16 protein-coding genes, 3 rRNA genes and 1 other RNA gene are annotated in these 21,728 nt (G+C 60.8%); 13 read left to right on the top strand and 7 right to left on the bottom strand.

Going from position 1 to position 21,728, the window contains the following annotated elements:
- The first annotated feature begins 78 nt into the window (after positions 1-78).
- A complete protein-coding gene (locus tag ACZ50Q_RS24925) occupies positions 79-1,008 on the top strand; it encodes a 2-hydroxyacid dehydrogenase (protein ID WP_076518830.1) in 930 nt (309 codons plus the stop codon).
- On the opposite strand, the gene ACZ50Q_RS24920 is transcribed toward ACZ50Q_RS24925, so the two are convergent.
- Positions 1,002-1,937 carry a LysR family transcriptional regulator gene (locus tag ACZ50Q_RS24920; RefSeq protein WP_092579593.1) on the bottom strand — a complete coding sequence of 312 codons (936 nt, stop codon included), beginning with the start codon at positions 1,935-1,937 and terminating at the stop codon, positions 1,002-1,004. The two genes, ACZ50Q_RS24925 and ACZ50Q_RS24920, sit on opposite strands and share 7 nt — an antisense overlap.
- Before the next feature lie 195 nt (positions 1,938-2,132).
- Here ACZ50Q_RS24920 and ACZ50Q_RS24915 point away from each other — a divergent pair, with 195 nt between their 5' ends.
- Complete coding sequence (locus ACZ50Q_RS24915) at positions 2,133-2,762, top strand: FMN-dependent NADH-azoreductase (RefSeq protein WP_464079841.1); 630 nt, start codon at positions 2,133-2,135, stop codon at positions 2,760-2,762.
- A gap of 157 nt (positions 2,763-2,919) precedes the next feature.
- Here ACZ50Q_RS24915 and ACZ50Q_RS24910 read toward each other — a convergent pair whose 3' ends face one another.
- The 4 genes from ACZ50Q_RS24910 to ACZ50Q_RS24895 all read right to left on the bottom strand — a co-directional run bounded on the left by ACZ50Q_RS24910 (position 2,920) and on the right by ACZ50Q_RS24895 (position 7,651).
- A complete protein-coding gene (locus tag ACZ50Q_RS24910) occupies positions 2,920-3,825 on the bottom strand; it encodes an NAD(P)-dependent oxidoreductase (protein WP_464079840.1) in 906 nt (301 codons plus the stop codon).
- A gap of 57 nt (positions 3,826-3,882) precedes the next feature.
- Entirely contained in the window at positions 3,883-5,487 is a 1,605-nt protein-coding gene (locus tag ACZ50Q_RS24905) for a gamma-glutamyltransferase family protein (RefSeq protein ID WP_464079839.1), read from the bottom strand.
- A gap of 180 nt (positions 5,488-5,667) precedes the next feature.
- Entirely contained in the window at positions 5,668-7,173 is a 1,506-nt protein-coding gene (locus ACZ50Q_RS24900) for a tripartite tricarboxylate transporter permease (RefSeq protein ID WP_092579587.1), read from the bottom strand.
- A 13-nt stretch (positions 7,174-7,186) separates the two neighbouring features.
- A complete protein-coding gene (locus tag ACZ50Q_RS24895; protein WP_076518836.1) occupies positions 7,187-7,651 on the bottom strand; it encodes a tripartite tricarboxylate transporter TctB family protein in 465 nt (154 codons plus the stop codon).
- Positions 7,652-8,130: 479 nt separating this feature from the next.
- Here ACZ50Q_RS24895 and ACZ50Q_RS24890 point away from each other — a divergent pair, with 479 nt between their 5' ends.
- From ACZ50Q_RS24890 to ACZ50Q_RS24875, 4 genes are all read left to right on the top strand, one after another.
- Positions 8,131-8,577 carry a hypothetical protein gene (locus ACZ50Q_RS24890; RefSeq protein ID WP_464079838.1) on the top strand — a complete coding sequence of 149 codons (447 nt, stop codon included), beginning with the start codon at positions 8,131-8,133 and terminating at the stop codon, positions 8,575-8,577.
- The gene (locus tag ACZ50Q_RS24885; RefSeq protein WP_076518838.1) at positions 8,577-8,888 is read left to right on the top strand and encodes a cell division protein ZapA; all 312 of its coding nucleotides are present in this window, start codon (positions 8,577-8,579) and stop codon (positions 8,886-8,888) included. The genes ACZ50Q_RS24890 and ACZ50Q_RS24885 overlap by 1 nt, the downstream gene beginning before the upstream one ends.
- 42 nt (positions 8,889-8,930) lie before the next feature.
- A non-coding RNA gene (gene ssrS, locus ACZ50Q_RS24880) (6S RNA) lies at positions 8,931-9,116 on the top strand.
- A gap of 83 nt (positions 9,117-9,199) precedes the next feature.
- Positions 9,200-9,964 (top strand): SIMPL domain-containing protein, encoded by a 765-nt coding sequence (locus tag ACZ50Q_RS24875; protein WP_464079837.1) that lies wholly within the window; start codon positions 9,200-9,202, stop codon positions 9,962-9,964.
- Here ACZ50Q_RS24875 and lgt read toward each other — a convergent pair.
- Positions 9,939-10,727 (bottom strand): prolipoprotein diacylglyceryl transferase, encoded by a 789-nt coding sequence (gene lgt / locus ACZ50Q_RS24870; protein WP_092579583.1) that lies wholly within the window; start codon positions 10,725-10,727, stop codon positions 9,939-9,941. The genes ACZ50Q_RS24875 and lgt overlap by 26 nt on opposite strands.
- Before the next feature lie 130 nt (positions 10,728-10,857).
- On the opposite strand from lgt, the gene ilvD reads away from it, so the two are divergent.
- The 3 genes from ilvD to msrA all read left to right on the top strand — a co-directional run bounded on the left by ilvD (position 10,858) and on the right by msrA (position 13,493).
- A complete protein-coding gene (gene ilvD / locus ACZ50Q_RS24865) occupies positions 10,858-12,543 on the top strand; it encodes a dihydroxy-acid dehydratase (RefSeq protein WP_092579581.1) in 1,686 nt (561 codons plus the stop codon).
- Complete coding sequence (locus tag ACZ50Q_RS24860; RefSeq protein ID WP_464079836.1) at positions 12,527-12,862, top strand: c-type cytochrome; 336 nt, start codon at positions 12,527-12,529, stop codon at positions 12,860-12,862. The genes ilvD and ACZ50Q_RS24860 overlap by 17 nt, the downstream gene beginning before the upstream one ends.
- A gap of 76 nt (positions 12,863-12,938) precedes the next feature.
- Entirely contained in the window at positions 12,939-13,493 is a 555-nt protein-coding gene (msrA, locus tag ACZ50Q_RS24855; RefSeq protein WP_092579579.1) for a peptide-methionine (S)-S-oxide reductase MsrA, read from the top strand.
- A 176-nt stretch (positions 13,494-13,669) separates the two neighbouring features.
- Here msrA and hppD read toward each other — a convergent pair whose 3' ends face one another.
- Positions 13,670-14,782 carry a 4-hydroxyphenylpyruvate dioxygenase gene (hppD, locus tag ACZ50Q_RS24850; protein WP_092579577.1) on the bottom strand — a complete coding sequence of 371 codons (1,113 nt, stop codon included), beginning with the start codon at positions 14,780-14,782 and terminating at the stop codon, positions 13,670-13,672.
- A gap of 156 nt (positions 14,783-14,938) precedes the next feature.
- Between hppD and ACZ50Q_RS24845 the strand changes: the two genes are divergently transcribed.
- The 4 genes from ACZ50Q_RS24845 (at position 14,939) to rrf (ending at position 21,407) form a co-directional block, all read left to right on the top strand.
- Entirely contained in the window at positions 14,939-15,415 is a 477-nt protein-coding gene (locus tag ACZ50Q_RS24845) for an Lrp/AsnC family transcriptional regulator (RefSeq protein ID WP_076521931.1), read from the top strand.
- A gap of 922 nt (positions 15,416-16,337) precedes the next feature.
- Positions 16,338-17,868 (top strand): 16S ribosomal RNA (locus ACZ50Q_RS24840).
- A gap of 342 nt (positions 17,869-18,210) precedes the next feature.
- Positions 18,211-21,095: ribosomal RNA gene (locus ACZ50Q_RS24835) — 23S ribosomal RNA — on the top strand.
- Between the two features lie 199 nt (positions 21,096-21,294).
- Positions 21,295-21,407, top strand: a 5S ribosomal RNA gene (rrf, locus tag ACZ50Q_RS24830).
- Together the 16S, 23S and 5S rRNA genes form the textbook arrangement of a ribosomal RNA operon.
- Positions 21,408-21,728: the final 321 nt, after the last annotated feature.

Raw genomic sequence — 21,728 nt, 5'->3', positions numbered from 1 at the left:
CGGCTTCATGCCGGGCCGTTTGATTTGTGCGCCAGCATCCCTCATGCTTGGGGTTTTCATCGCTCGCGCGCTGCCACCATGCATATTCTCTTTGCCTGTCCCCATCACGATCCTGATTCCTGGGTGCCTCGCCTCGAGGCCGCCATGCCCGGGTGCCGCATCTCGGTGTGGAATCCCGAAGGCCCGCCGTCCGGCGCGCAAGTCGCCCTGGTGTGGCGTCCGCCGGCCGAACTCTTCAAGCACGAAACCCAGCTGCAGACCTTGTTCAACCTGGGCGCGGGCGTCGATGCGCTGCTGAAGATGCCGGAGATCCCCCCGCACGTGCGCATCGTCCGTCTCGAAGACGCCGGCATGGCGGTGCAGATGGCCGAATACGCGCTGTATGCGCTGCTGCGCGTCTCGCGCGATTTCGAAGCCTTCGACCAGGCCCAGGCGCGCCAGCACTGGGATACCCGCGAGGGCACGCGCCAGGCCGACTGGCCGGTGGGCGTGCTGGGGCTGGGGCAGGTGGGCGCGCGCGTCGCGCAGACGCTCGCCGAGTTCGGCTATCCGGTGGCAGGCTGGTCGCGCTCGCCGCGCGAGATTCCCGGCGTGCAGTCCTTTGCCGGCGAAGCCGCATTGCCCGATTTCCTGGCGCGCACGCGCTTTCTGGTCAACGTGCTGCCATTGACGCCGGATACGCAGGGCATCCTCAATCGCGAAACCCTGTCGCGCCTCCTGCCCAATGCGCATCTGGTCAACGTGGGCCGCGGGGAACATCTGGTCGAAGACGACCTGGTGCAGATGCTCGAAGAGGGCGAAATCGCGGGGGCCACGCTGGACGTTTTCCACGAGGAACCGCTGCCCAAGGACCATCCGTTCTGGCACGACCCGCGCGTCCACGTCACGCCGCACATCGCGGCACGCACGTTGCGCGACGAAAGCATTGAGCAGATCGCGGGCAAGGTCGCGCGCCTGATGCGCGGCGAGCCCATCACCGGCGTGGTCGAGCGCACGCGCGGCTACTGAGGCGCCGGCGCCGCGGCTTTTTCCAGCCGTTGGTACATCGAGGGCAGGCGCTGCGAGAGGAAGTCCAGCAGGGTGCGCACGGCGGGCATCATGCCCCGCCGCGACGGATAGATGCAGTGCACGATGCCCTCGGGCGATTGCCACTGCGGCAGCACCGGCACGAGCTGCCCGCGGCGCAGTTCTTCCTGCGTCGCGATTGACGGCAGCAGGGCGATGCCGCGCCCGCGCACGGCCGCCTCCGTCAGGACGATGAAATCGTTGCACGACAGCTGCGGCTTCAGTTCGATCTGCACCTCTTCGCCCTTGTCATTGCGCAGCGGCCAGCGCACTTCGTTCTGCGGATCGCTGAAGCTCAGCGTGGTGTGCGACGCCAGGTCCTGCGGCGTGTCCGGCGCGCCGTGGCGCTGCAGATAGCCCGGGCTGGCCACCAGTGTGCCGCGCGCCGTGCCCAGGTGGCGCACGACCAGTTCCGCGTCCGTGTCCAGCTTGGTGCGGACCCGCAGGGCCAGGTCCACGCCTTCGCGGATCAGGTCCACGCGCCGGTTCGTGACCAGCAACTGCACGGAAATCGCGGGCCATGCATCCAGGAATTCGGGCAGCAGCGGCGCCAGCACGTCCTGGGCGATCGACACCGGGCAGCTCACGATCACCGGGCCCGTGGGCTCGGCCTGCAATTGGCGCATGGCGTCGTCCGCCGCCCGCGCCGATGCGGCCATTTCCCGGCAGTAGTGCAGGTAGCGTTCGCCGGCGGACGTGAGCCGCAGCCGGCGGGTGGTGCGCTGCAGGAGGCGCACGCCCAGGCTCTCTTCCAGGTGGGAGATCCGGCGGGAGAGGCGGGACTTCGGGATGTCCAATGCCCGCGCGGCGGCGCTGAACCCCCCTTGCTCAACGACTTGGGAAAAGTAGTAAAGGTCGTTTAGATCTTGCATGATTGTTCTATGTTTGGAACGAACAGTTCATCATACCCCTATTTATGTATCTAATTAACCCATCTACAGTGACGTCATGCACAACGGATCTGCCAACGCCGCCGCGGCGGCAAGGCCCCGCCCGATCATCCTGACGGGCTCGGCGGCGACAGGTCCAGCCGCCCGTCCCGGGGCGGTCCCACTGGAGATATTGCAATGAAGACCCTGGTCATCCTTTCCTCGATTCTCGGCGAGCGTTCCAACAGCAAGCAATTGGCCGATCACCTGATCGCGCGCATCAAGGCGTCCAACCCCGCGGCCGCGGTCAAGGTCCGCGACATCGGCGCGCAGCCCATTCCGTATTTCGACGGCAACACCGCCGGCGCCCTCTTCACTCCGGCCGAAGCCCGCACCGTGGAGCAGCAGCGCCTCGTCGAACTCAGCGATTCGCTCGTGGCCGAGTTGATGGAGGCCGACCGCATCGTGTTCGCCGTGCCCGTGTACAACTTCAACCTGCCGGCGCAATTCAAGAGCTATCTGGATCACCTTGCCCGGGCCGGCGTCACGTTCCGTTATACGCCGGAAGGCGTGCCCGAGGGGCTGGTCAAGGGTAAACAGGTGGTCGTGCTGACGGCGCGCGGCGGCAAGGCCGAAGGCACGCCCTCGGACACGATGACGCCTTACCTGCGCCAGATGCTGGGCTTTCTGGGCATGCACGACGTGACCTTCATCGCGGCCGAAGGCATGGCCATGGGCGAAGTCGCCGCGCTGGAAGGCCTGGCGCTCGCCAAGCAGCGCATCGACGCGCTGCTGCCCGCTGCCAGCGAGGCCACGCTCGCTGCGTGAACCATGGGCCGTGAACCCTAAGCCGTGAGACGTAAGCCGCAAGCCTTGCGATCTACGCCCTACACCATGAGGGCATGTCCAAAAAAAAATGGCGAGCCCCGAGGCTCGCCATTTTTGTTTGGCAGAACTGCAGCCGAAATGCAGCAGAACTGCCGCGTCAGTCGCGCAGGCGCTTGATGAGGCTGGACGTGTCCCAGCGGCCGCCGCCCAGCTTCTGGACGTCGCCATAGAACTGGTCCACCAGCGCGGTCAACGGCAGGCGCGCGCCGTTGTTGCGCGCCTCGGCCAGCACCAGGCCCAGGTCCTTGCGCATCCAGTCCACCGCGAATCCGAAGTCGAACTTGTCGTCGACCATGGTGCCGCCGCGGTTCTCCATTTGCCAGCTTTGCGCCGCGCCCTTGCTGATCACGTCGAGCACCAGCTTCATGTCCAGGTCGGCCGCCTGGCCGAACGCGATGGCTTCGGACAGGCCCTGCACGATCCCCGCGATGCAGATCTGGTTGACCATCTTGGCAAGCTGTCCGGCGCCCGGGGGGCCAACCAGCGTGACCGCGCGGCCGAAGCATTGCGCGACGGGCTTGATGGCGTCGAAAACGGCCGGCTCCCCTCCGCACATGATCGTCAGCACGCCGTTCACCGCGCCCGCCTGGCCGCCGGACACGGGCGCGTCCACGAAGTTCAGGCCCAGTTCCTTGGCTTGCGCATGCAGTTCGCGGGCAACGTCCGCCGACGCGGTCGTGTGGTCGACGAACACGGCGCCCGGCGCCATGCCGGCGAACGCGCCGTCCGGGCCCAGCACGACGCTGCGCAGGTCGTCGTCGTTGCCCACGCAGGCAAAGACGATCTGGGCGTCCGCAACCGCTTCGCGCGGCGTGGATGCGCTATGGCCGCCGAACTCGGCGACCCAGGCCTGGGCCTTGGCGGGCGTGCGGTTATAGACGGTGACGTCATGCCCGGCGCGGGCCAGGTGACCGGCCATGGGCAAGCCCATCACGCCCAATCCGAGGAAAGCGACTTTCTGGGCCACGACCGCGTCGTAGCTCTTGGTACCGATCGTTGCCATGCAATGGACTCCGCTCAATAAGGGTAGGTCTGTTTCAGGACACTAACCTTAACGCAATCAAAAGCCGGCGGCGAGCCCATCGCGTCGGCTGTCGCTGGCGCTGACGTAGCCGTCCACGGCCGGATCGCCCAGGCGCCAGATGAATTGGCCGGATCCGAAATCCATGTAGGGATCGTCCATGCCCTGCAGCACGTGACCGCGCTCGCGCAGGCCGTCGGCGACGGCGGATGAGACCGTCGGTTCCAGATCCACTTCCAGGCCGCGGTTCCATTTCCAGCGCGGCGCGTCACAAGCGGCCTGCGGTTGCTGGCCGTAGTCCAGCATGCGCACCAAGGCCTGCATCTGGCCCTGCGGTTGCATGTTGCCGCCCATGACGCCAAAGCTCATCACCGGCGCGCCGTCGCGCATCAGAAAGCCCGGGATGATCGTATGGAAGGGCCGCTTGCCGCCCGCGACCACGTTGGGGTGGGCGGGGTCGGCGCTGAAGCAGTGCCCGCGGTTCTGCAGGCTGACGCCCGTGCCGGGCACCACGACGCCGGACCCGAATCCCATGTAGTTCGACTGGATGAAGCTGACCATCATGCCATTGCGATCCGCGGCGGTCAGGTAGACCGTGCCGCCTTGCGGCGCATGGCCCGACGCGAAAGCCTGGGCCGACCGCGGATCGATCAGGCGCGCGCGCTCGGCCAGATAATCCGCGCGCAGCATCTGCTCAGGCGCAATCCGCATGTGGCGCGCGTCGGCCACGTGCGCGTAGACGTCGGCAAATGCAAGCTTCATCGCCTCGATCAGCAGGTGTTGCGTGTCGGGATGGTCGATCGGACGCGCCGCCAGGTCGAAGTTCTGCAGGATGCCCAGCGCGATCAGGGCCGCGATGCCCTGGCCGTTCGGCGGAATCTGGTGCAGCGTGTGGCCCCGGTACGACTGGCTGATCGGCGTCACCCACTCGGGGGCGTAGTCGCGCAGGTCCGCCAACGTGAGGGCCGCGTCGTGCGCTTGCGCGTGCGCCACCAGCTTGTGCGCGGTCTCGCCTTCATAGAAATCGCGTCCGCTGGACGCGGCGATGCGCTTGAGGGTGGCCGCCGCGCCCGGCAGCACGAAGCGCTCGCCAATGTGCGGGGCGCGGCCGCGCGGCAGGAAGTGCTCGGCGAAGCCGGGTTGCGGCTGCAGGATGTCGGCCTGCGCGGCCCACTTCTGATGCACGATGGGCGTGATGGCGAAACCGCGTTCGGCGTACTCGATGGCGGGCGCCAGGATGTCGGCGAACGACAGGCGGCCCAGCTTTTCGTGCAGCGCGCCCCAGCCCGCCACGCAACCCGGGACGGTGACGCTATCCCAGCCGCGGGCCGGGACGGCGCCCTGGTGCTTGCGGCGGAAATAGTCCACGTTCCAGGCGGAAGGCGCCGGCCCGGATGCATTGAGGCCGTGCAGCCTGGAGCCGTCCCAGACGATGGCAAAGCAGTCCGATCCCAGGCCATTGCTGACCGGCTCGGTCAGCGCCAGCGTGGATGCCGCGGCGATTGCCGCGTCCACCGCGTTGCCCCCTTGCGCCAGGATCCGCAAGCCTGCCTGGGCGGCCAGCGGTTGCGAGGTGGCGACGACATTGCGGGCAAATACGGGCGTACGGGTCGTCGTATAGGGATTCTTCCAGTCGAAAGTCATGGTGAATCATCGCGTGGGGTAAACCCGTAGCTTAACGTAGATGACTCGGTTGGGTACGATTGGTTGCCCGGAGTAATTAATTGTATCTTTCACTCCGCCTTGCGCCAGGGCAAAAAAATCCCCGGGCCAGGCCCGGGGATTCTGTGGCGAAGGCGCCGCCGCAGGGCGGCACGCGTTGCCTTAGTCTTCTTCGACGAAAGTCTCTTCGCGCTTCTTGCGGATGGCCGGCAGGGCCACCAGGATCACCAGGAACACGGCGACGGCCAGCAAGCTAGCAGACAGCGGACGCGTCACGAAGGTGGAGAAGTCGCCGCGCGACAGCAGCAGGGCACGGCGGAAGTTTTCTTCCATCATGGGGCCCAGCACCAGGCCCAGCAGCAGCGGGGCGCCTTCGCACTTGAGCTTCGACCACACGTACCCGATGATGCCGAAGATCGCCGTGGTGAAGATGTCGAACGGGTTGTAGTTCAGCGAATACACACCGATCGTGCAGAACACCAGGATCGCGGGGAACAGGATGCGGTAGGGCACCTTGAGCAGCTTGACCCACAGGCCGATCAGCGGCAGGTTCAGCACCACCAGCATCAGGTTGCCGATCCACATCGAGGCGATCAGGCCCCAGAACAGCTCCGGGTGGCTCGTCATGACTTGCGGGCCGGGCTGGATGTTGTGGATGGTCATCGCGCCCACCATCAGCGCCATCACGGCGTTGCCGGGAATACCCAGTGTCAGCAGCGGGATGAACGACGTCTGGGCCGCGGCGTTGTTCGCCGATTCCGGACCTGCCAGGCCGGCCGGGTGGCCCTTGCCGAAGCGCTCCGGATTCCTGGAGATCTTCTTTTCCAGCGTGTAGGAAGCAAACGAGGACAGCACCGCGCCGCCGCCCGGCAGGATACCCAGAGCCGAACCCAGCGCCGTGCCGCGCAGGACGGCGGGAGCGGCTTCCTTGAATTCCTGCTTGTTCGGGTACAGCGAGCCGATCTTGTCGGTGATGTCGACGCGGTTTTCCTTCTGCTCCAGGTTGGTCATGATTTCGGCAAAACCGAACACGCCCATGGCCACGATGGCAAAGTCGATGCCGTCCTGCAGTTCCGGCACGCCGAAGTCGAAGCGCGCAACGCCCGAATTGACGTCGGTGCCGACCATGCCCAGCAGCAGGCCCAGCACGATCATCGCAATGGCCTTGGGCAGCGAGCCCGAGGCCAGCACGACAGCGCCCACCAGGCCCAGGCACATCAGCGAGAAGTACTCGGCGGGACCGAACTTGAAGGCCACTTCAGCCAGCGGGGGCGCGAAGGCGGCCAGCAGCAGCGTGGCGACGCAGCCGGCGAAGAACGAGCCCAGCGCGGCAATTGCCAGCGCGGCGCCCGCACGGCCGTTGCGGGCCATCTGGTGGCCGTCCAGCACGGTCACCACCGCGGACGTTTCCCCTGGCAACGCCACGAGAATTGCCGTCGTGGAGCCGCCATACTGCGCGCCGTAATAGATACCGGCCAGCATGATCAGGCCGGCGATCGGGGGCAGCACGTACGTGATCGGCAGCAGCATTGCAATGGTGGGAACCGGGCCGATGCCCGGCAGCACGCCGATCAGCGTGCCCAGGATGCAGCCCAGCAGCGCGTACATCAGGTTCTCGGGCGTAAACGCCACCGAGAAACCCATCATCAGGTGGTCAAACAATTCCATGGCTGGTGGCTCCTTAGTTCATGCCCAGAAACGACGGCCACAGCGGGAAAATCAGCCCCAGCCCCTTGATGAATGCCAGGTACGTGAACAGCACCAGGAAGATGCCGTTCGCGACGGCGACCTTCAGGTTGAATTCATGGCTGGCAAGGCTGCTGACGACGACCAGCACGAACACCGAGATGTACACGCCCAGCAGTTTGAGGATCAGGCCATACAGAACCACGGAGCCCACCACCAGGAAGACGATGCGCCAGTCGAACTTGTCGACGTGCGTTTCATGGGCCTTCTTGGACAGCGAGCTAAGCAGCACGATGGCGCCCAGCAATGCGAGAACGATGCCTAGCCAGAAAGGAAAGTACCCTGGGCCCATTCGGGCAGCAGTACCCATTTGGTAGCTGCCTGCCTGCCAGGCGAATCCCAGTCCGAGGGCGATGAACATCACCCCCGACCAGAAGTCCTGTCGATTGCGTAGCTGCATGATTGGTTGGCTCCTGTTTACAGCATGTAGATAAAAGAGGTTTGTAGCCGGATGGATGCTCGCCGAAAGGCGAGTGACAGGCACAAAAAAGGCACTTCAGGGTGCCATTAGTTATTCTGAAAGCGACGACGTGGTTTCTTGGAAGGCCGAATGGTAATGGACGCCTGCCACGCTGCAAACCCTGTAAGGTCGGTGAAAGCCTGGGGTTTTCCCTAGAATTGGGGAACTCCCGATCCTCGTTTGTAACGGGGGCGGAAGATTGAGGGCTTTTTGAAAGCTAAGTGAAAGTTTATAGAAAGAATGGCGAAAGCCGGATCGGCCGGATGCGGCAATTACGACCGATGGGACTTTCCATGGCTTTGAAGAGTCGGTAACCTTCGCGCCCCGACTCACCCCCGTATTTCCTACTGAATATTGCCGGGTTTCTCACCTTGCGTGAAGAGGCCCGGTCCAACCCAGGATGGTTTACGATAGCGCCCATGCTGCAAGATCTAGACCAACTCGCCGCCCGAATCGGGCAACTGGTGCAACGCACCCGCCAACTCCACGCCGAGCGCGACTCGTTGCGCCTGCGCGTGAACGAATTCGAAGCCGAACAACGCGCGCTTAAGCAGCGCGCCGCCGAGCGCGAAGCCGAGGTCGTCACGCTGCAAAGCAAGCTTCAAGATCATGACGGCGCCGTGTCCGCCATGCTCGAGCAGGCCAGGCAGGCAGAAGCCACGCTGCGCGAACAGCTCGCGCGCGAGACCGCCGAGCGTCAGGCGCTCGAGTCCCGCTACGCCGCCCGCGAAAACGAATGGCAGGCCAGTCTGCAATCGCGCGATTCAGAACTACAGCGCCTGCGTGTGGCCGCCGCGTCGGCCCGCGAGCGCATCGACGCCGTACTGGCCCGCTTGCCGGGTGCGCCGTCCGGAGAGCAACACTAATGGAACGTGTAGACGTATCGATCCTCGGCCGCGAGTACTCACTTGCGTGTTCGGCCGAAGAAAAGCCCACCCTGTTGGCCGCCGTGCGCCACGTTGATCAGCTCATGCTGCGCATCCAGGGCACGGGCAAGGTGTCGAGCAATGAACGCATCGCCGTGATGGCTGCATTGCAGATCGCTGGCGAGCTGCTTGCAATGAAAGCACCCGATGGTCCGCTGGGCGGTTTGGCGGTCGGCGACTTCAAGCGTAGAATTGAGGACATGAACGCAGTACTCGATGACGCCTTGTCGGGTCAGGAAAAACTGCTCTAACGTTCATAAGCAGTTCATAAGCAGTATTCAAGATTTTTCAGTTTGTCCCTGCCGTGTTCGTGACTAGGCCATACATTCTCTGAACCTATGTCTTTTTGGCATATTGGTTGCGGGAGTGCAGAGCTGGAGTGATTGTCTCTTGCAGACGAACCCGATGCTCTTCGGAACGCGACCACCTTGAACCTCAGGGTTCGAGATGCCGGCCTTGACGGCACAGGCGGGGCATCTATCCCAGCGGACCTGCCATGCGCGCAGGTCCGCCCCGGGTGCCTCGGCCATCCCCCCTCCGTCCTCCCTCCTAGGACCAGTCCATGTTCAAACACCGTGTTTTTTCGCTCACCAGACTTGGTGCGGCGTGCGCAGCCGTGGCCGCCATCGCAGCCGCCCAGCCCGCTTTCGCCCAGGCCCAGGCGCCGTCCGCAACGCCAGCCGCCGAGCAGGCTGCGAACCGCTCGCCCGAGATGACGCTGCAAGCCATGGCGTCTTCCGAGGTCAAGCAGGACACCGTTCGCATTGCATTGTCCGCGGAAGTCGAGGCCCCGGACCAGCCGACCGCCGGCCAGAAGCTGACTGCCGCGCTCGAAGACGTGGTCAAGCGGGCGCGCGACACCAAAGACGTCGACGTGCGCACCAGCAATTTCAACGTCTGGCCCAACATGAACAACAAGGGAAAGATCGCGTCGTGGCGCGGGCAGGGCGAGATCGTGCTGGAATCCAAGGATTTCGCCGCCGCCGCGGCCCTCGCTTCCAAGCTGTCCGACAAGACCGCCATTTCCAACATCAGCTTCTCGCTGTCGCCGGCCGCGCGCGAGGCCGAAGAACGAAAGCTGCTGAAAGAAGCGGCCCAGGCGTTCAAGGACCGCGCACTGGCCGCGGCCAATGCCTTCGGCTTCTCGGGCTATCGCCTGTCCAAGCTGGAACTCGGCGGATCGGGCGGCCCCGTGCCGATGCCGCGCATGATGGGCGCGGCAATGGCGAAAGGCGGGTCCTTCAGCAGCGCCGACGCCAGCGTTCCCCTGGAAGCGGGGAACGTGACGGTCAGCGTCGCGGTCAACGGGACGATCGTTTTGCAGTAAGGCTGAACATGATGGCGCCCAGGGCGACCATCGGCAGGGACAGCCACTGCCCCATGCTCAACCCGCCCGCGAGCAGACCCAGGAAGTTGTCCGGCTCGCGGGTGAATTCCACCAGGAAGCGGAACGTTCCGTAGCCCATCAGGAATAGCCCGCTCACCTGGCCCAACGGACGCGGCTTGCTCGAGAACCACCACAGCAACGCAAACAGCACGATGCCTTCCAGTCCCAGCTCATAGAGCTGCGACGGATGCCGAGGCAGCCCGTCGCCGCTATCGGGGAACACCATCGCCCAGGGCACGTCAGTGGGGCGGCCCCACAACTCGCCATTGATGAAATTGCCCAGCCGGCCAAAGCCCAGGCCCAGCGGAATCAACGGCGCAATGAAATCGCTGATCGCAAAGAACGGCAGGCCCTTCTTGCGCGCGAACAGCAGCATCACCAGGATCACGCCGATCAGGCCGCCGTGGAAGGACATGCCGCCCTGCCACAGGTACAGCACTTCCAGCGGATGGGACAGGTAATAGCCCGGCTTGTAGAACAGCACGTATCCCAGCCGCCCACCCAGCACCACGCCCAGCACGCTATAGAAGATCAGGTCTTCCAGGTCTCGCACATTGAGCGACGTGGTGTGCCCGCTCTTGATGCGGTGGCGGCCCAGCAGATAAACGAGCGCGAAGCCCGCCAGGTACATCAGCCCATACCAGTGGATGGCGAGCGGCCCGATCTGCAGGGCGATGGGGTCGAATTTTGGATATTCCAGCATGTTCTGCCCGACACAATAAAGTTGAATGATAATAACCGGCGAGCACTGAAGATTCGCATTGCAAGCGAGCCAGCTTCCCCGGGTGCGTTCGCCATGTCCGCGCCCCGACGGCCGACAGGAGACACTGACCATGCCGCACAACGAACGTTCCCGCCACATCACCCAAGGCGTCGCGCGCGCACCCAATCGCGCCATGTATTACGCGCTGGGCTACAAAGAAGCTGATTTCGAAAATCCCATGATCGGCGTGGCCAACGGCCACTCGACGATCACGCCCTGTAATAGCGGCCTGCAGCGGCTGGCCGATGCGGCCATCGACGCGATCCGCGCCTCGCGCGCCAATCCCCAGGTGTTCGGCACGCCTACCATCTCCGATGGCATGTCCATGGGCACCGAAGGCATGAAGTACTCGTTGGTCTCGCGCGAAGTCATCGCCGACTGCATCGAGACCGCCGCGCAGGGGCAATGGATGGACGGCGTCGTCGTGATCGGCGGCTGCGACAAGAACATGCCCGGCGGCATGATCGCCCTTGCGCGCACCAATGTGCCGGGCATCTACGTCTACGGCGGGACGATCAAGCCGGGCCGCTACAAGGGCAACGACCTCACCATCGTGTCCGTCTTCGAGGCGGTGGGTGAATACACCATGGGCCGCATGCCCGAAGAGGATTTCAAGCAGATCGAGAAATGCGCGATCCCGGGCTCGGGCTCCTGCGGCGGCATGTACACGGCCAACACGATGAGTTCCGCTTTCGAGGCCATGGGCATGAGCCTGCCGTATTCCAGCACCATGGCCAACGAAGACGACGAAAAGGTCACCTCGGCCGCTGAATCCGCCCGGGTGCTGGTCGACGCGGTCAAGCGCAATCTGCGTCCGCGCGACATCATCACCCGCGAGTCCATCGAAAACGCCGTGTCCGTCATCATGGCGACCGGCGGCTCGACCAACGCGGTGCTGCACTTCCTGGCCATCGCCCATGCCGCCGAAGTGCCCTGGACCATCGACGACTTCGAGCGCATCCGCAAGCGCGTGCCCGTGTTGTGCGACCTGAAGCCCTCCGGCAAGTACGTGGCGACCGACCTGCATCGCGCCGGCGGCATTCCGCAGGTCATGAAACTGCTGCTCAACGCCGGCCTGCTGCATGGCGACTGCATCACCATCACCGGCAAGACCATTGCCGAAACCCTGGCCGACGTGCCCGATGCGCCGCGCGCCGACCAGGACGTCATCATGCCCATCGATCGGGCGGTCTATCCCCAAGGCCATCTGGCCATCCTGAAGGGGAATCTGTCGCCCGAAGGGTGCGTCGCCAAGATCACGGGCCTGAAGAACCCCGTCATCACGGGGCCGGCGCGCGTCTTCGATTCCGAAGACGACGCCATGACGGCCATCATGGCCCAGCAGATCCGGGATGGCGACGTGGTCGTCATCCGCTACGAAGGACCCAAGGGCGGGCCGGGCATGCGCGAAATGCTCGCGCCCACCTCCGCGCTCGTCGGGCAGGGGCTCGGCGAAACCGTTGGGCTCATCACCGATGGCCGCTTTTCAGGCGGCACCTGGGGAATGGTCGTGGGCCACGTCGCGCCCGAAGCCTTTGTCGGCGGTCCCATCGCGCTGATTCAAGAGGGCGATTCGGTTACCATCGATGCCCACAAGCTGCTGCTGCAGCTCAACATCAGCGACGAAGACATGGCGGCTCGTCGCCAGGCCTGGGTCCAGCCCAAGCCGCGTTATACACGCGGTGTGCTTGCCAAGTTCGGCAAGCTCGCCAGCACCGCGAGCCGTGGGGCAGTAACCGATGCATTTGAAGATTAGTCTGTTGGTGGCCGCGGCCGGCGTCCTGGGTGCCGGCGCGGCGCATGCGCAAGCCACTGGCCTGGATCTGGCCAAGAGCAAGGCCTGCATGGCCTGTCACCAGGTGGAGGTCAAGCGGGTGGGGCCGCCCTTGCAGAGCGTGGCCGAACGCTATGCGGGGCAGGGCGACGCCATGGTGGACTACCTGGCGGGCAAGATCCGCGGCGGTGGCCGCGGCGCATGGGGCGCCGTCCCCATGCCCGCCCAGACCCACGTGTCTCCCGAAGATGCCCACGCGCTGGCCGAATGGATCTTGTCGCTGGCGCCGGCAAAGCAGTAGCCTTGAATCTCATGCCCCGGCATCGAGCCGGGGGCGCGGGCCGCGCGCAGCGGCCGCCTATCAGTAAGGAATCGTCATGGCAGAACAACCCTCACCGGGCAATGAAGTCGCTGTTCTAGGCGGCGGTTGCTTCTGGTGTGTCGAAGCAGTGTTCACCGACCTGCGCGGCGTCCAGAGCGTGTTGCCGGGCTACAGCGGCGGACACGTCGACAACCCCAGCTACGAGCAGGTCTGCGGCAAGGACACCGGCCACATCGAAGTCGCGCGTATCGAATTCGACCCCGCGCAGCTCTCGTACAGCGATCTGCTGCGCGTCTTCTTCGCCACCCACGACCCCACCACGCCGGGGCGCCAGGGCAACGACGTCGGCCCGCAATATGAATCCGCGATCTTCTGGCAAAACGAGTCCCAGCGCGAGCAAGCAGAGGCCGTCATTGCCGAGGTCGAGGCGCAACAGGTCTATGATGCGCCCATCGTCACCAAGCTGCTCCCGCCAGCCCGCTTCTGGCAGGCCGAGGACTATCACAGCAATTACTTCGCCTTGCACCCCGAGCAAGGCTATTGCCAATTCGTCATCGCGCCCAAGGTCGCCAAGTTCCGCAAGCAATTCCACGACCGCTTGAAGCGTTAAGCGTTAAGCGTTGCACGACGCGCGTTGTCCACGAGGCCCCTTTTCGCGGCGAGTGTTTTCGCTGTTCGACAAGGGGCCTTGTCATGGCGGTTGCGCCCACAAAAAACCCCGCCATGCGGCGGGGTTGGAAAATCAGGCGCCCGGGGCGCGACGCCGTGTGCCGGCGTCGCTGGGTCTTATTCCACGGTCTTGACCACGCCGCGACGCATCTGGTCCAGCTCGATCGATTCAAACAGGGCCTTGAAGTTGCCCTCGCCGAAGCCGTCATTGCCCTTGCGCTGAATGATCTCAAAGAAGATCGGACCGATCTGATTCTCGGTGAAAATCTGCAGCAGCAGGCCGCCGCCGGGCGCACCATCCAGCAGAATGCGATTCTGCTGCAGGCGTGCCACGTCCTCGCCGTGGTTGGGCAGGCGACGGTCCAGCAGCTCGTAGTAGGTCTCCGGCGTGTCCAGAAAGACCACGCCCGACTTGCGCAGCGATTCGACCGTTGCGTAGATATCGTCCGTCGCCATCGCGATGTGCTGGATGCCTTCGCCACGGTACAGGTCCAGGTATTCCTGGATCTGGCCCTTCTCCTCGGTGCCTTCCTCGTTGATCGGAATGCGGATATTGCCGCAGGGCGACGTCATCGCCTTGGACTTCACGCCCGTCACCTTGCCTTCAATATCGAAGTACCGCACTTCGCGGAAGTTGAAGAGCCGCTCATAGAATTCCGACCACTCCGCCATGCGGCCCTTGTGCACGTTATGCGTCAGGTGATCCACCAGCGTCAGGCCCGCGCCGCGCCAGTTGACGTCGGACTGCGCATTGGCCGGATCCAGCGGGACGAAATCCACGTCATAGATGCTGATGTCGCCAATGCCGCCGTGCCCCTCCTTGCCCGCCCAGCGGTCGACCAGGTAGATCAGCGAATCGCCAATGCCCTTGATCGCCGGAATATTCAGCTCCATCGGGCCGCTATGCGAGTCGAACCCCCAGGCGCCCAGTTCCAGCGCGCGCTTGTAAGCGGCGTTGGCGTCCTGCACCCGAAAGCCGATCGCACAGATCGACGGGCCGTGCAGTCGTGCAAAGCGCTGGGCGAAGGAATCGGGCTCTGCATTGATCAGGAAGTTCACGCCGCCTTGGCGGTACAGCGTCACATCCTTGTGGCGGTGCTTGGCAATGGCCTTGAAGCCCAGCAGCTCAAACACCTTGCGCAGTGCGGCGGGATCCGGCGCGGCATATTCGATGAACTCGAACCCGGCGGTGCCCATCGGGTTCTCCCACGGTTGAAAAGCGCTGCTCATAAGTCTGCTCCCTTGCATGTTTTGTGAGGACGACTTGTTGTTCAAGTCTAGACGCAGATTGTAGGTACGAAGCACGGGCAGACGATTGCAAACATGGCGCGAAAGGGGATGAGTTGAGCAATAATATTGCTCCATACTCAAACTATGAGGTTGAACATGTCTGCAATCGAGCTTGATAGGACAGATTTAAGGATTCTGGCCGAATTGCAGCGGGACGGCCGCCTCAGCAACCAGGAATTGGCCGACAGGATTTCCCTGTCGCCCAGCCCCTGCCTGCGCCGGGTCAGGCGCCTCGAAGAACAGGGTTTCATCAAGAAGTACGTAGCGCTGATCGACGCCGCCAAGGTCGGCCTGGGGCTGCTCGCCTACGTGAACATCCGCCTGAACAAACACAGCGGCTCCAGTCACGCACCCATGAGCGACTTCGCCCGTGACGTCCAGCTCTGGCCCGAGGTGGTCGAGTGCTACGCCATGTCCGGCGACATGGACTATCTGATGCGGATCCAGGTGGCCGACCTCGCGCATTTCTCCCGGTTCGCCATGGACACCCTCATGCGACACCCGGCCGTGATCGACATGCGCTCATTCTTCGCCCTCCAGCAAATCAAGGAAACGACGGAGTTGCGCCTCTAGTCTTTGTTGGACGTGCTTCGCAGGCGGGCGCCCGTTCACGCACACCACCCTGCGCCGCCCATGTCTCCCGCGGCGAGCGTTCTACTATATAGAGCGTTCTATATATAGAGCGAAGAAGGCTGGCGAGTCGTCGCACGCACGGACCAGACCGGGGCGAATTGCAAGGTCGTCCCCATAAAGAATCATATTTCTGCAAAATGGGTGTCATGCTGGCGACACACGCCAAATTTCTGTGCTATAGTCTCGCTCCTTCGCTGCTCAAGCAGTTTTGAACAGCGAAGCCAAGCAAGTGCAACAGGTCTGGCCGATTTAGCCCGATCTGCCGCAAAAGCCCTCAGCAGTGACGGCGACGCGGTTTGTGCAAGGATTGGAGCAAATTAGGCAGAAGCCAGTTGCACGATCCGCAAAAATTGTGCTATAGTCTTGGGCTTGGTTGGTGATGACGAATCCGGGTTTACCCGGATCTACTTCCAGCCACCTGTGCGGTAACCGGCCCCTGAGTTCAGGGTCGCTTCTAAGAAGCGAGGTTGCAGGATGTGGTGCAAATCAGGCAGAAGCCAGTTGCACAATCTGCAAAAGCTGTGTTATAGTAGAGGGCTTGGCGGTTGCCGAAAAATTAGGGTTTACCCTGAAGTTTCGATAGTCGCTAAGCGCTGAGAAGTCAGCGCAGTGATTAGATTGAATTAGCAGTACCCGCTCTTTAACAATTAAACAACCGATAAGTGTGGGCGCTTGATGCGAGTGCAGCGATTGGGTTTCGGCCTTAATCGCAAGCACAAGAAATCAAGTGCTCACTAGAAGTGAAGTACCTTAGACGTCAAGTTTAAGAACATACCTCACTTCCTTTGAGTAGCGACGTATGACCTGGTTTGAATTGGCGTAAGCCAAGACGGACCAAGAATACGAAACAAATACAGAGATTAAACTGAAGAGTTTGATCCTGGCTCAGATTGAACGCTAGCGGGATGCCTTACACATGCAAGTCGAACGGCAGCACGGACTTCGGTCTGGTGGCGAGTGGCGAACGGGTGAGTAATGTATCGGAACGTGCCTAGTAGCGGGGGATAACTACGCGAAAGCGTAGCTAATACCGCATACGCCCTTCGGGGGAAAGCAGGGGATCGCAAGACCTTGCACTATTAGAGCGGCCGATATCGGATTAGCTAGTTGGTGGGGTAACGGCTCACCAAGGCGACGATCCGTAGCTGGTTTGAGAGGACGACCAGCCACACTGGGACTGAGACACGGCCCAGACTCCTACGGGAGGCAGCAGTGGGGAATTTTGGACAATGGGGGAAACCCTGATCCAGCCATCCCGCGTGTGCGATGAAGGCCTTCGGGTTGTAAAGCACTTTTGGCAGGAAAGAAACGTCCCGGGATAATACCCCGGGAAACTGACGGTACCTGCAGAATAAGCACCGGCTAACTACGTGCCAGCAGCCGCGGTAATACGTAGGGTGCAAGCGTTAATCGGAATTACTGGGCGTAAAGCGTGCGCAGGCGGTTCGGAAAGAAAGATGTGAAATCCCAGAGCTTAACTTTGGAACTGCATTTTTAACTACCGAGCTAGAGTGTGTCAGAGGGAGGTGGAATTCCGCGTGTAGCAGTGAAATGCGTAGATATGCGGAGGAACACCGATGGCGAAGGCAGCCTCCTGGGATAACACTGACGCTCATGCACGAAAGCGTGGGGAGCAAACAGGATTAGATACCCTGGTAGTCCACGCCCTAAACGATGTCAACTAGCTGTTGGGGCCTTCGGGCCTTGGTAGCGCAGCTAACGCGTGAAGTTGACCGCCTGGGGAGTACGGTCGCAAGATTAAAACTCAAAGGAATTGACGGGGACCCGCACAAGCGGTGGATGATGTGGATTAATTCGATGCAACGCGAAAAACCTTACCTACCCTTGACATGTCTGGAATGCCGAAGAGATTTGGTAGTGCTCGCAAGAGAACCGGAACACAGGTGCTGCATGGCTGTCGTCAGCTCGTGTCGTGAGATGTTGGGTTAAGTCCCGCAACGAGCGCAACCCTTGTCATTAGTTGCTACGAAAGGGCACTCTAATGAGACTGCCGGTGACAAACCGGAGGAAGGTGGGGATGACGTCAAGTCCTCATGGCCCTTATGGGTAGGGCTTCACACGTCATACAATGGTCGGGACAGAGGGTCGCCAACCCGCGAGGGGGAGCCAATCCCAGAAACCCGATCGTAGTCCGGATCGCAGTCTGCAACTCGACTGCGTGAAGTCGGAATCGCTAGTAATCGCGGATCAGCATGTCGCGGTGAATACGTTCCCGGGTCTTGTACACACCGCCCGTCACACCATGGGAGTGGGTTTTACCAGAAGTAGTTAGCCTAACCGCAAGGAGGGCGATTACCACGGTAGGATTCATGACTGGGGTGAAGTCGTAACAAGGTAGCCGTATCGGAAGGTGCGGCTGGATCACCTCCTTTCAGAGCTTACGTGCTCGTGTTAAGCGTCCACTCTTATCGGTTGTTTGTTGTAGCTGGCGTCATGTATTGGGCGCAGCGTAGAAACTAACTGATAGCGCTGCTTGCAGCGCTATCAGTTGGGTTTTACCCAACAGCTACATTTGTTCTTTAACAATCTGGAAGAAGCACAACGAAAATGTGTTCATCGAGTAATCAGCTTTGCTGATGAAGATGGGCACGGGTTGTGATTGCATTAATTTTGTTCCAAGTTCTCAAGACTGGGGTGAATAACCTCAGACTGCTTTGAAACTTATGAACGGCACAAACGCTAATACTCAGGTCCTATAGCCTACAGCGTTATAGGATCAAGCGACTAAGTGCATATGGTGGATGCCTTGGCGATCACAGGCGATGAAGGACGTAGTAGCCTGCGAAAAGCTGCGGGGAGCTGGCAAACAAGCTTTGATCCGCAGATATCCGAATGGGGAAACCCACTGCAGCAATGCAGTATCCCTAGCTGAATACATAGGCTAGTGGAAGCGAACCGGGTGAACTGAAACATCTCAGTAGCTCGAGGAAAAGAAATCAACCGAGATTCCGAAAGTAGTGGCGAGCGAAATCGGAAGAGCCTTTACGTTTTAGCATGCAAGATAATCGAACGGAATGGAAAGTCCGGCCGTAGCAGGTGATAGCCCTGTAGATGAAATTTTGTGTGTGGAACTAAGCGTAAGACAAGTAGGGCGGGACACGTGAAATCCTGTTTGAAGATGGGGGGACCATCCTCCAAGGCTAAATACTCGTGATCGACCGATAGTGAACCAGTACCGTGAGGGAAAGGCGAAAAGAACCCCGGAAGGGGAGTGAAATAGATCCTGAAACCGTATGCATACAAACAGTAGGAGCCTCCTTGTGGGGTGACTGCGTACCTTTTGTATAATGGGTCAGCGACTTACATTCAGTGGCAAGGTTAACCGAATAGGGAAGCCGTAGCGAAAGCGAGTCCGAATAGGGCGATTCAGTCGCTGGGTGTAGACCCGAAACCAGATGATCTATCCATGGCCAGGTTGAAGGCACGGTAACACGTGCTGGAGGACCGAACCCACTAATGTTGAAAAATTAGGGGATGAGCTGTGGATAGGGGTGAAAGGCTAAACAAATCTGGAAATAGCTGGTTCTCTCCGAAAACTATTTAGGTAGTGCCTCAAGTATTACTGCGGGGGGTAGAGCACTGTTATAGCTAGGGGGTCATGGCGACTTACCAAACTATGGCAAACTCCGAATACCCGCAAGTACAGCTTGGGAGACAGAGCACCGGGTGCTAACGTCCGGACTCAAGAGGGAAACAACCCAGACCGCCAGCTAAGGTCCCGAATTATCGCTAAGTGGGAAACGAAGTGGGAAGGCATAGACAGTCAGGAGGTTGGCTTAGAAGCAGCCATCCTTTAAAGAAAGCGTAATAGCTCACTGATCGAGTCGTCCTGCGCGGAAGATGTAACGGGGCTAAGCGATAAACCGAAGCTGCGGGTGTGCACTTTTAGTGCACGCGGTAGGAGAGCGTTCTGTAAGCCTGCGAAGGTGGCTTGTAAAGGCTGCTGGAGGTATCAGAAGTGCGAATGCTGACATGAGTAGCGATAAAGGGGGTGAAAAGCCCCCTCGCCGTAAGTCCAAGGTTTCCTGCGCAACGTTCATCGGCGCAGGGTGAGTCGGCCCCTAAGGCGAGGCAGAGATGCGTAGCTGATGGGAAGCTGGTTAATATTCCAGCACCGTCGTACAGTGCGATGGGGGGACGGATCGCGGAAGATCATCAGGGTGTTGGATGTCCCTGTTGCTGCATCGAAGATGGCGCTTAGGCAAATCCGGGCGCGTAAATCAAGGGTATGGCACGAGCGAGCATTGCTTGCGAAGTGATTGGAAGTGGTTCCAAGAAAAGCCTCTAAGCTTCAGCTGTACGAGACCGTACCGCAAACCGACACAGGTGGACGGGATGAATATTCCAAGGCGCTTGAGAGAACTCAGGAGAAGGAACTCGGCAAATTGATACCGTAACTTCGGGAGAAGGTATACCCCGGTAGTGTGAAGCGCCTGCGCGCTTAGCATGATGGGGTCGCAGAGAATCGGTGGCTGCGACTGTTTATTAAAAACACAGCACTCTGCAAAGACGAAAGTCGACGTATAGGGTGTGACGCCTGCCCGGTGCCGGAAGGTTAAGTGATGGGGTGCAAGCTCTTGATCGAAGCCCCGGTAAACGGCGGCCGTAACTATAACGGTCCTAAGGTAGCGAAATTCCTTGTCGGGTAAGTTCCGACCTGCACGAATGGCGTAACGATGGCCACACTGTCTCCTCCTGAGACTCAGCGAAGTTGAAGTGTTTGTGATGATGCAATCTACCCGCGGCTAGACGGAAAGACCCCATGAACCTTTACTGTAGCTTTGCATTGGACTGTGAACCGGCCTGTGTAGGATAGGTGGGAGGCTTTGAAGCGTGGTCGCCAGATCACGTGGAGCCATCCTTGAAATACCACCCTGGTTTGTTTGCGGTTCTAACCTTGGTCCGTTATCCGGATCGGGGACAGTGCATGGTGGGCAGTTTGACTGGGGCGGTCTCCTCCCAAAGTGTAACGGAGGAGTTCGAAGGTACGCTAGGTACGGTCGGAAATCGTGCTGATAGTGCAATGGCATAAGCGTGCTTGACTGTGAGACTGACAAGTCGAACAGGTGCGAAAGCAGGACATAGTGATCCGGTGGTTCTGAATGGAAGGGCCATCGCTCAACGGATAAAAGGTACTCTGGGGATAACAGGCTGATACCGCCCAAGAGTTCATATCGACGGCGGTGTTTGGCACCTCGATGTCGGCTCATCTCATCCTGGGGCTGTAGCCGGTCCCAAGGGTATGGCTGTTCGCCATTTAAAGAGGTACGTGAGCTGGGTTTAAAACGTCGTGAGACAGTTTGGTCCCTATCTGCCGTGGGCGTTGGATACTTGACGGAGCCTGCTCCTAGTACGAGAGGACCGGAGTGGACGTACCTCTGGTGTACCGGTTGTCATGCCAATGGCATTGCCGGGTAGCTAAGTACGGAAGAGATAACCGCTGAAGGCATCTAAGCGGGAAACTCGTCTGAAGATTAGGTATCCCGGGGACTTGATCCCCCTGAAGGGTCGTTCGAGACCAGGACGTTGATAGGTCGGGTGTGGAAGCGCAGTAATGCGTTAAGCTAACCGATACTAATTGCCCGTGAGGCTTGATCCTATAACACTGATGGTTATGACCTGGTGTATAGCGTTCCAAGTGTCGTTCAATACAAATTACTGGCTGCCCCGTCAGCAGCCAGCCAACACCAATTACACCCACTGTGCGTGATCATCGAGCCCAAGCTCTGACCACCACACGTTGCGCTTCTTCCAAGATTGGAGCCGTTGCCTAACCCGCAACCGCTCAACCCGTTACGCCTGACGACCATAGCAAGGTGGTACCACTCCTTCCCATCCCGAACAGGACAGTGAAACGCCTTTGCGCCGATGATAGTGGACGGACGTCTGTGAAAGTAGGTCATCGTCAGGCTTTTATTGTGCAAACCCCCGCAGGGATACCCTGCGGGGGTTTGTTTTTAGTGAGAGCCTATGCTCCCGAGTTGCCGCCAAGTGGAAATATTCACGAACACGGCAGCGTTGCAGGACAAGATGCAAGTTAGGCAGAAGCCAATTGCATGATCTGCAAAACGGTGTTATAGTTTCGGGCTTGGCAGTTGCCGAAAATTCAGGGTTTACCCTGATGTTTCGATAGCTGCTAAGGCAGGGCGAAAGCCCTGGCGAGACCTGAGGAGGTCGCCGCAAGAAAGCGAAGTAAGTGCGGTAAATAAAACGCGACGCTGACTTGACAAGC

It is taken from the genome of Achromobacter sp. T5-5 (assembly GCF_055397965.1).
The sequence above is the reverse complement of the archived record's forward strand: the minus strand, read 5'-3'. Positions and strand labels throughout refer to the sequence as shown.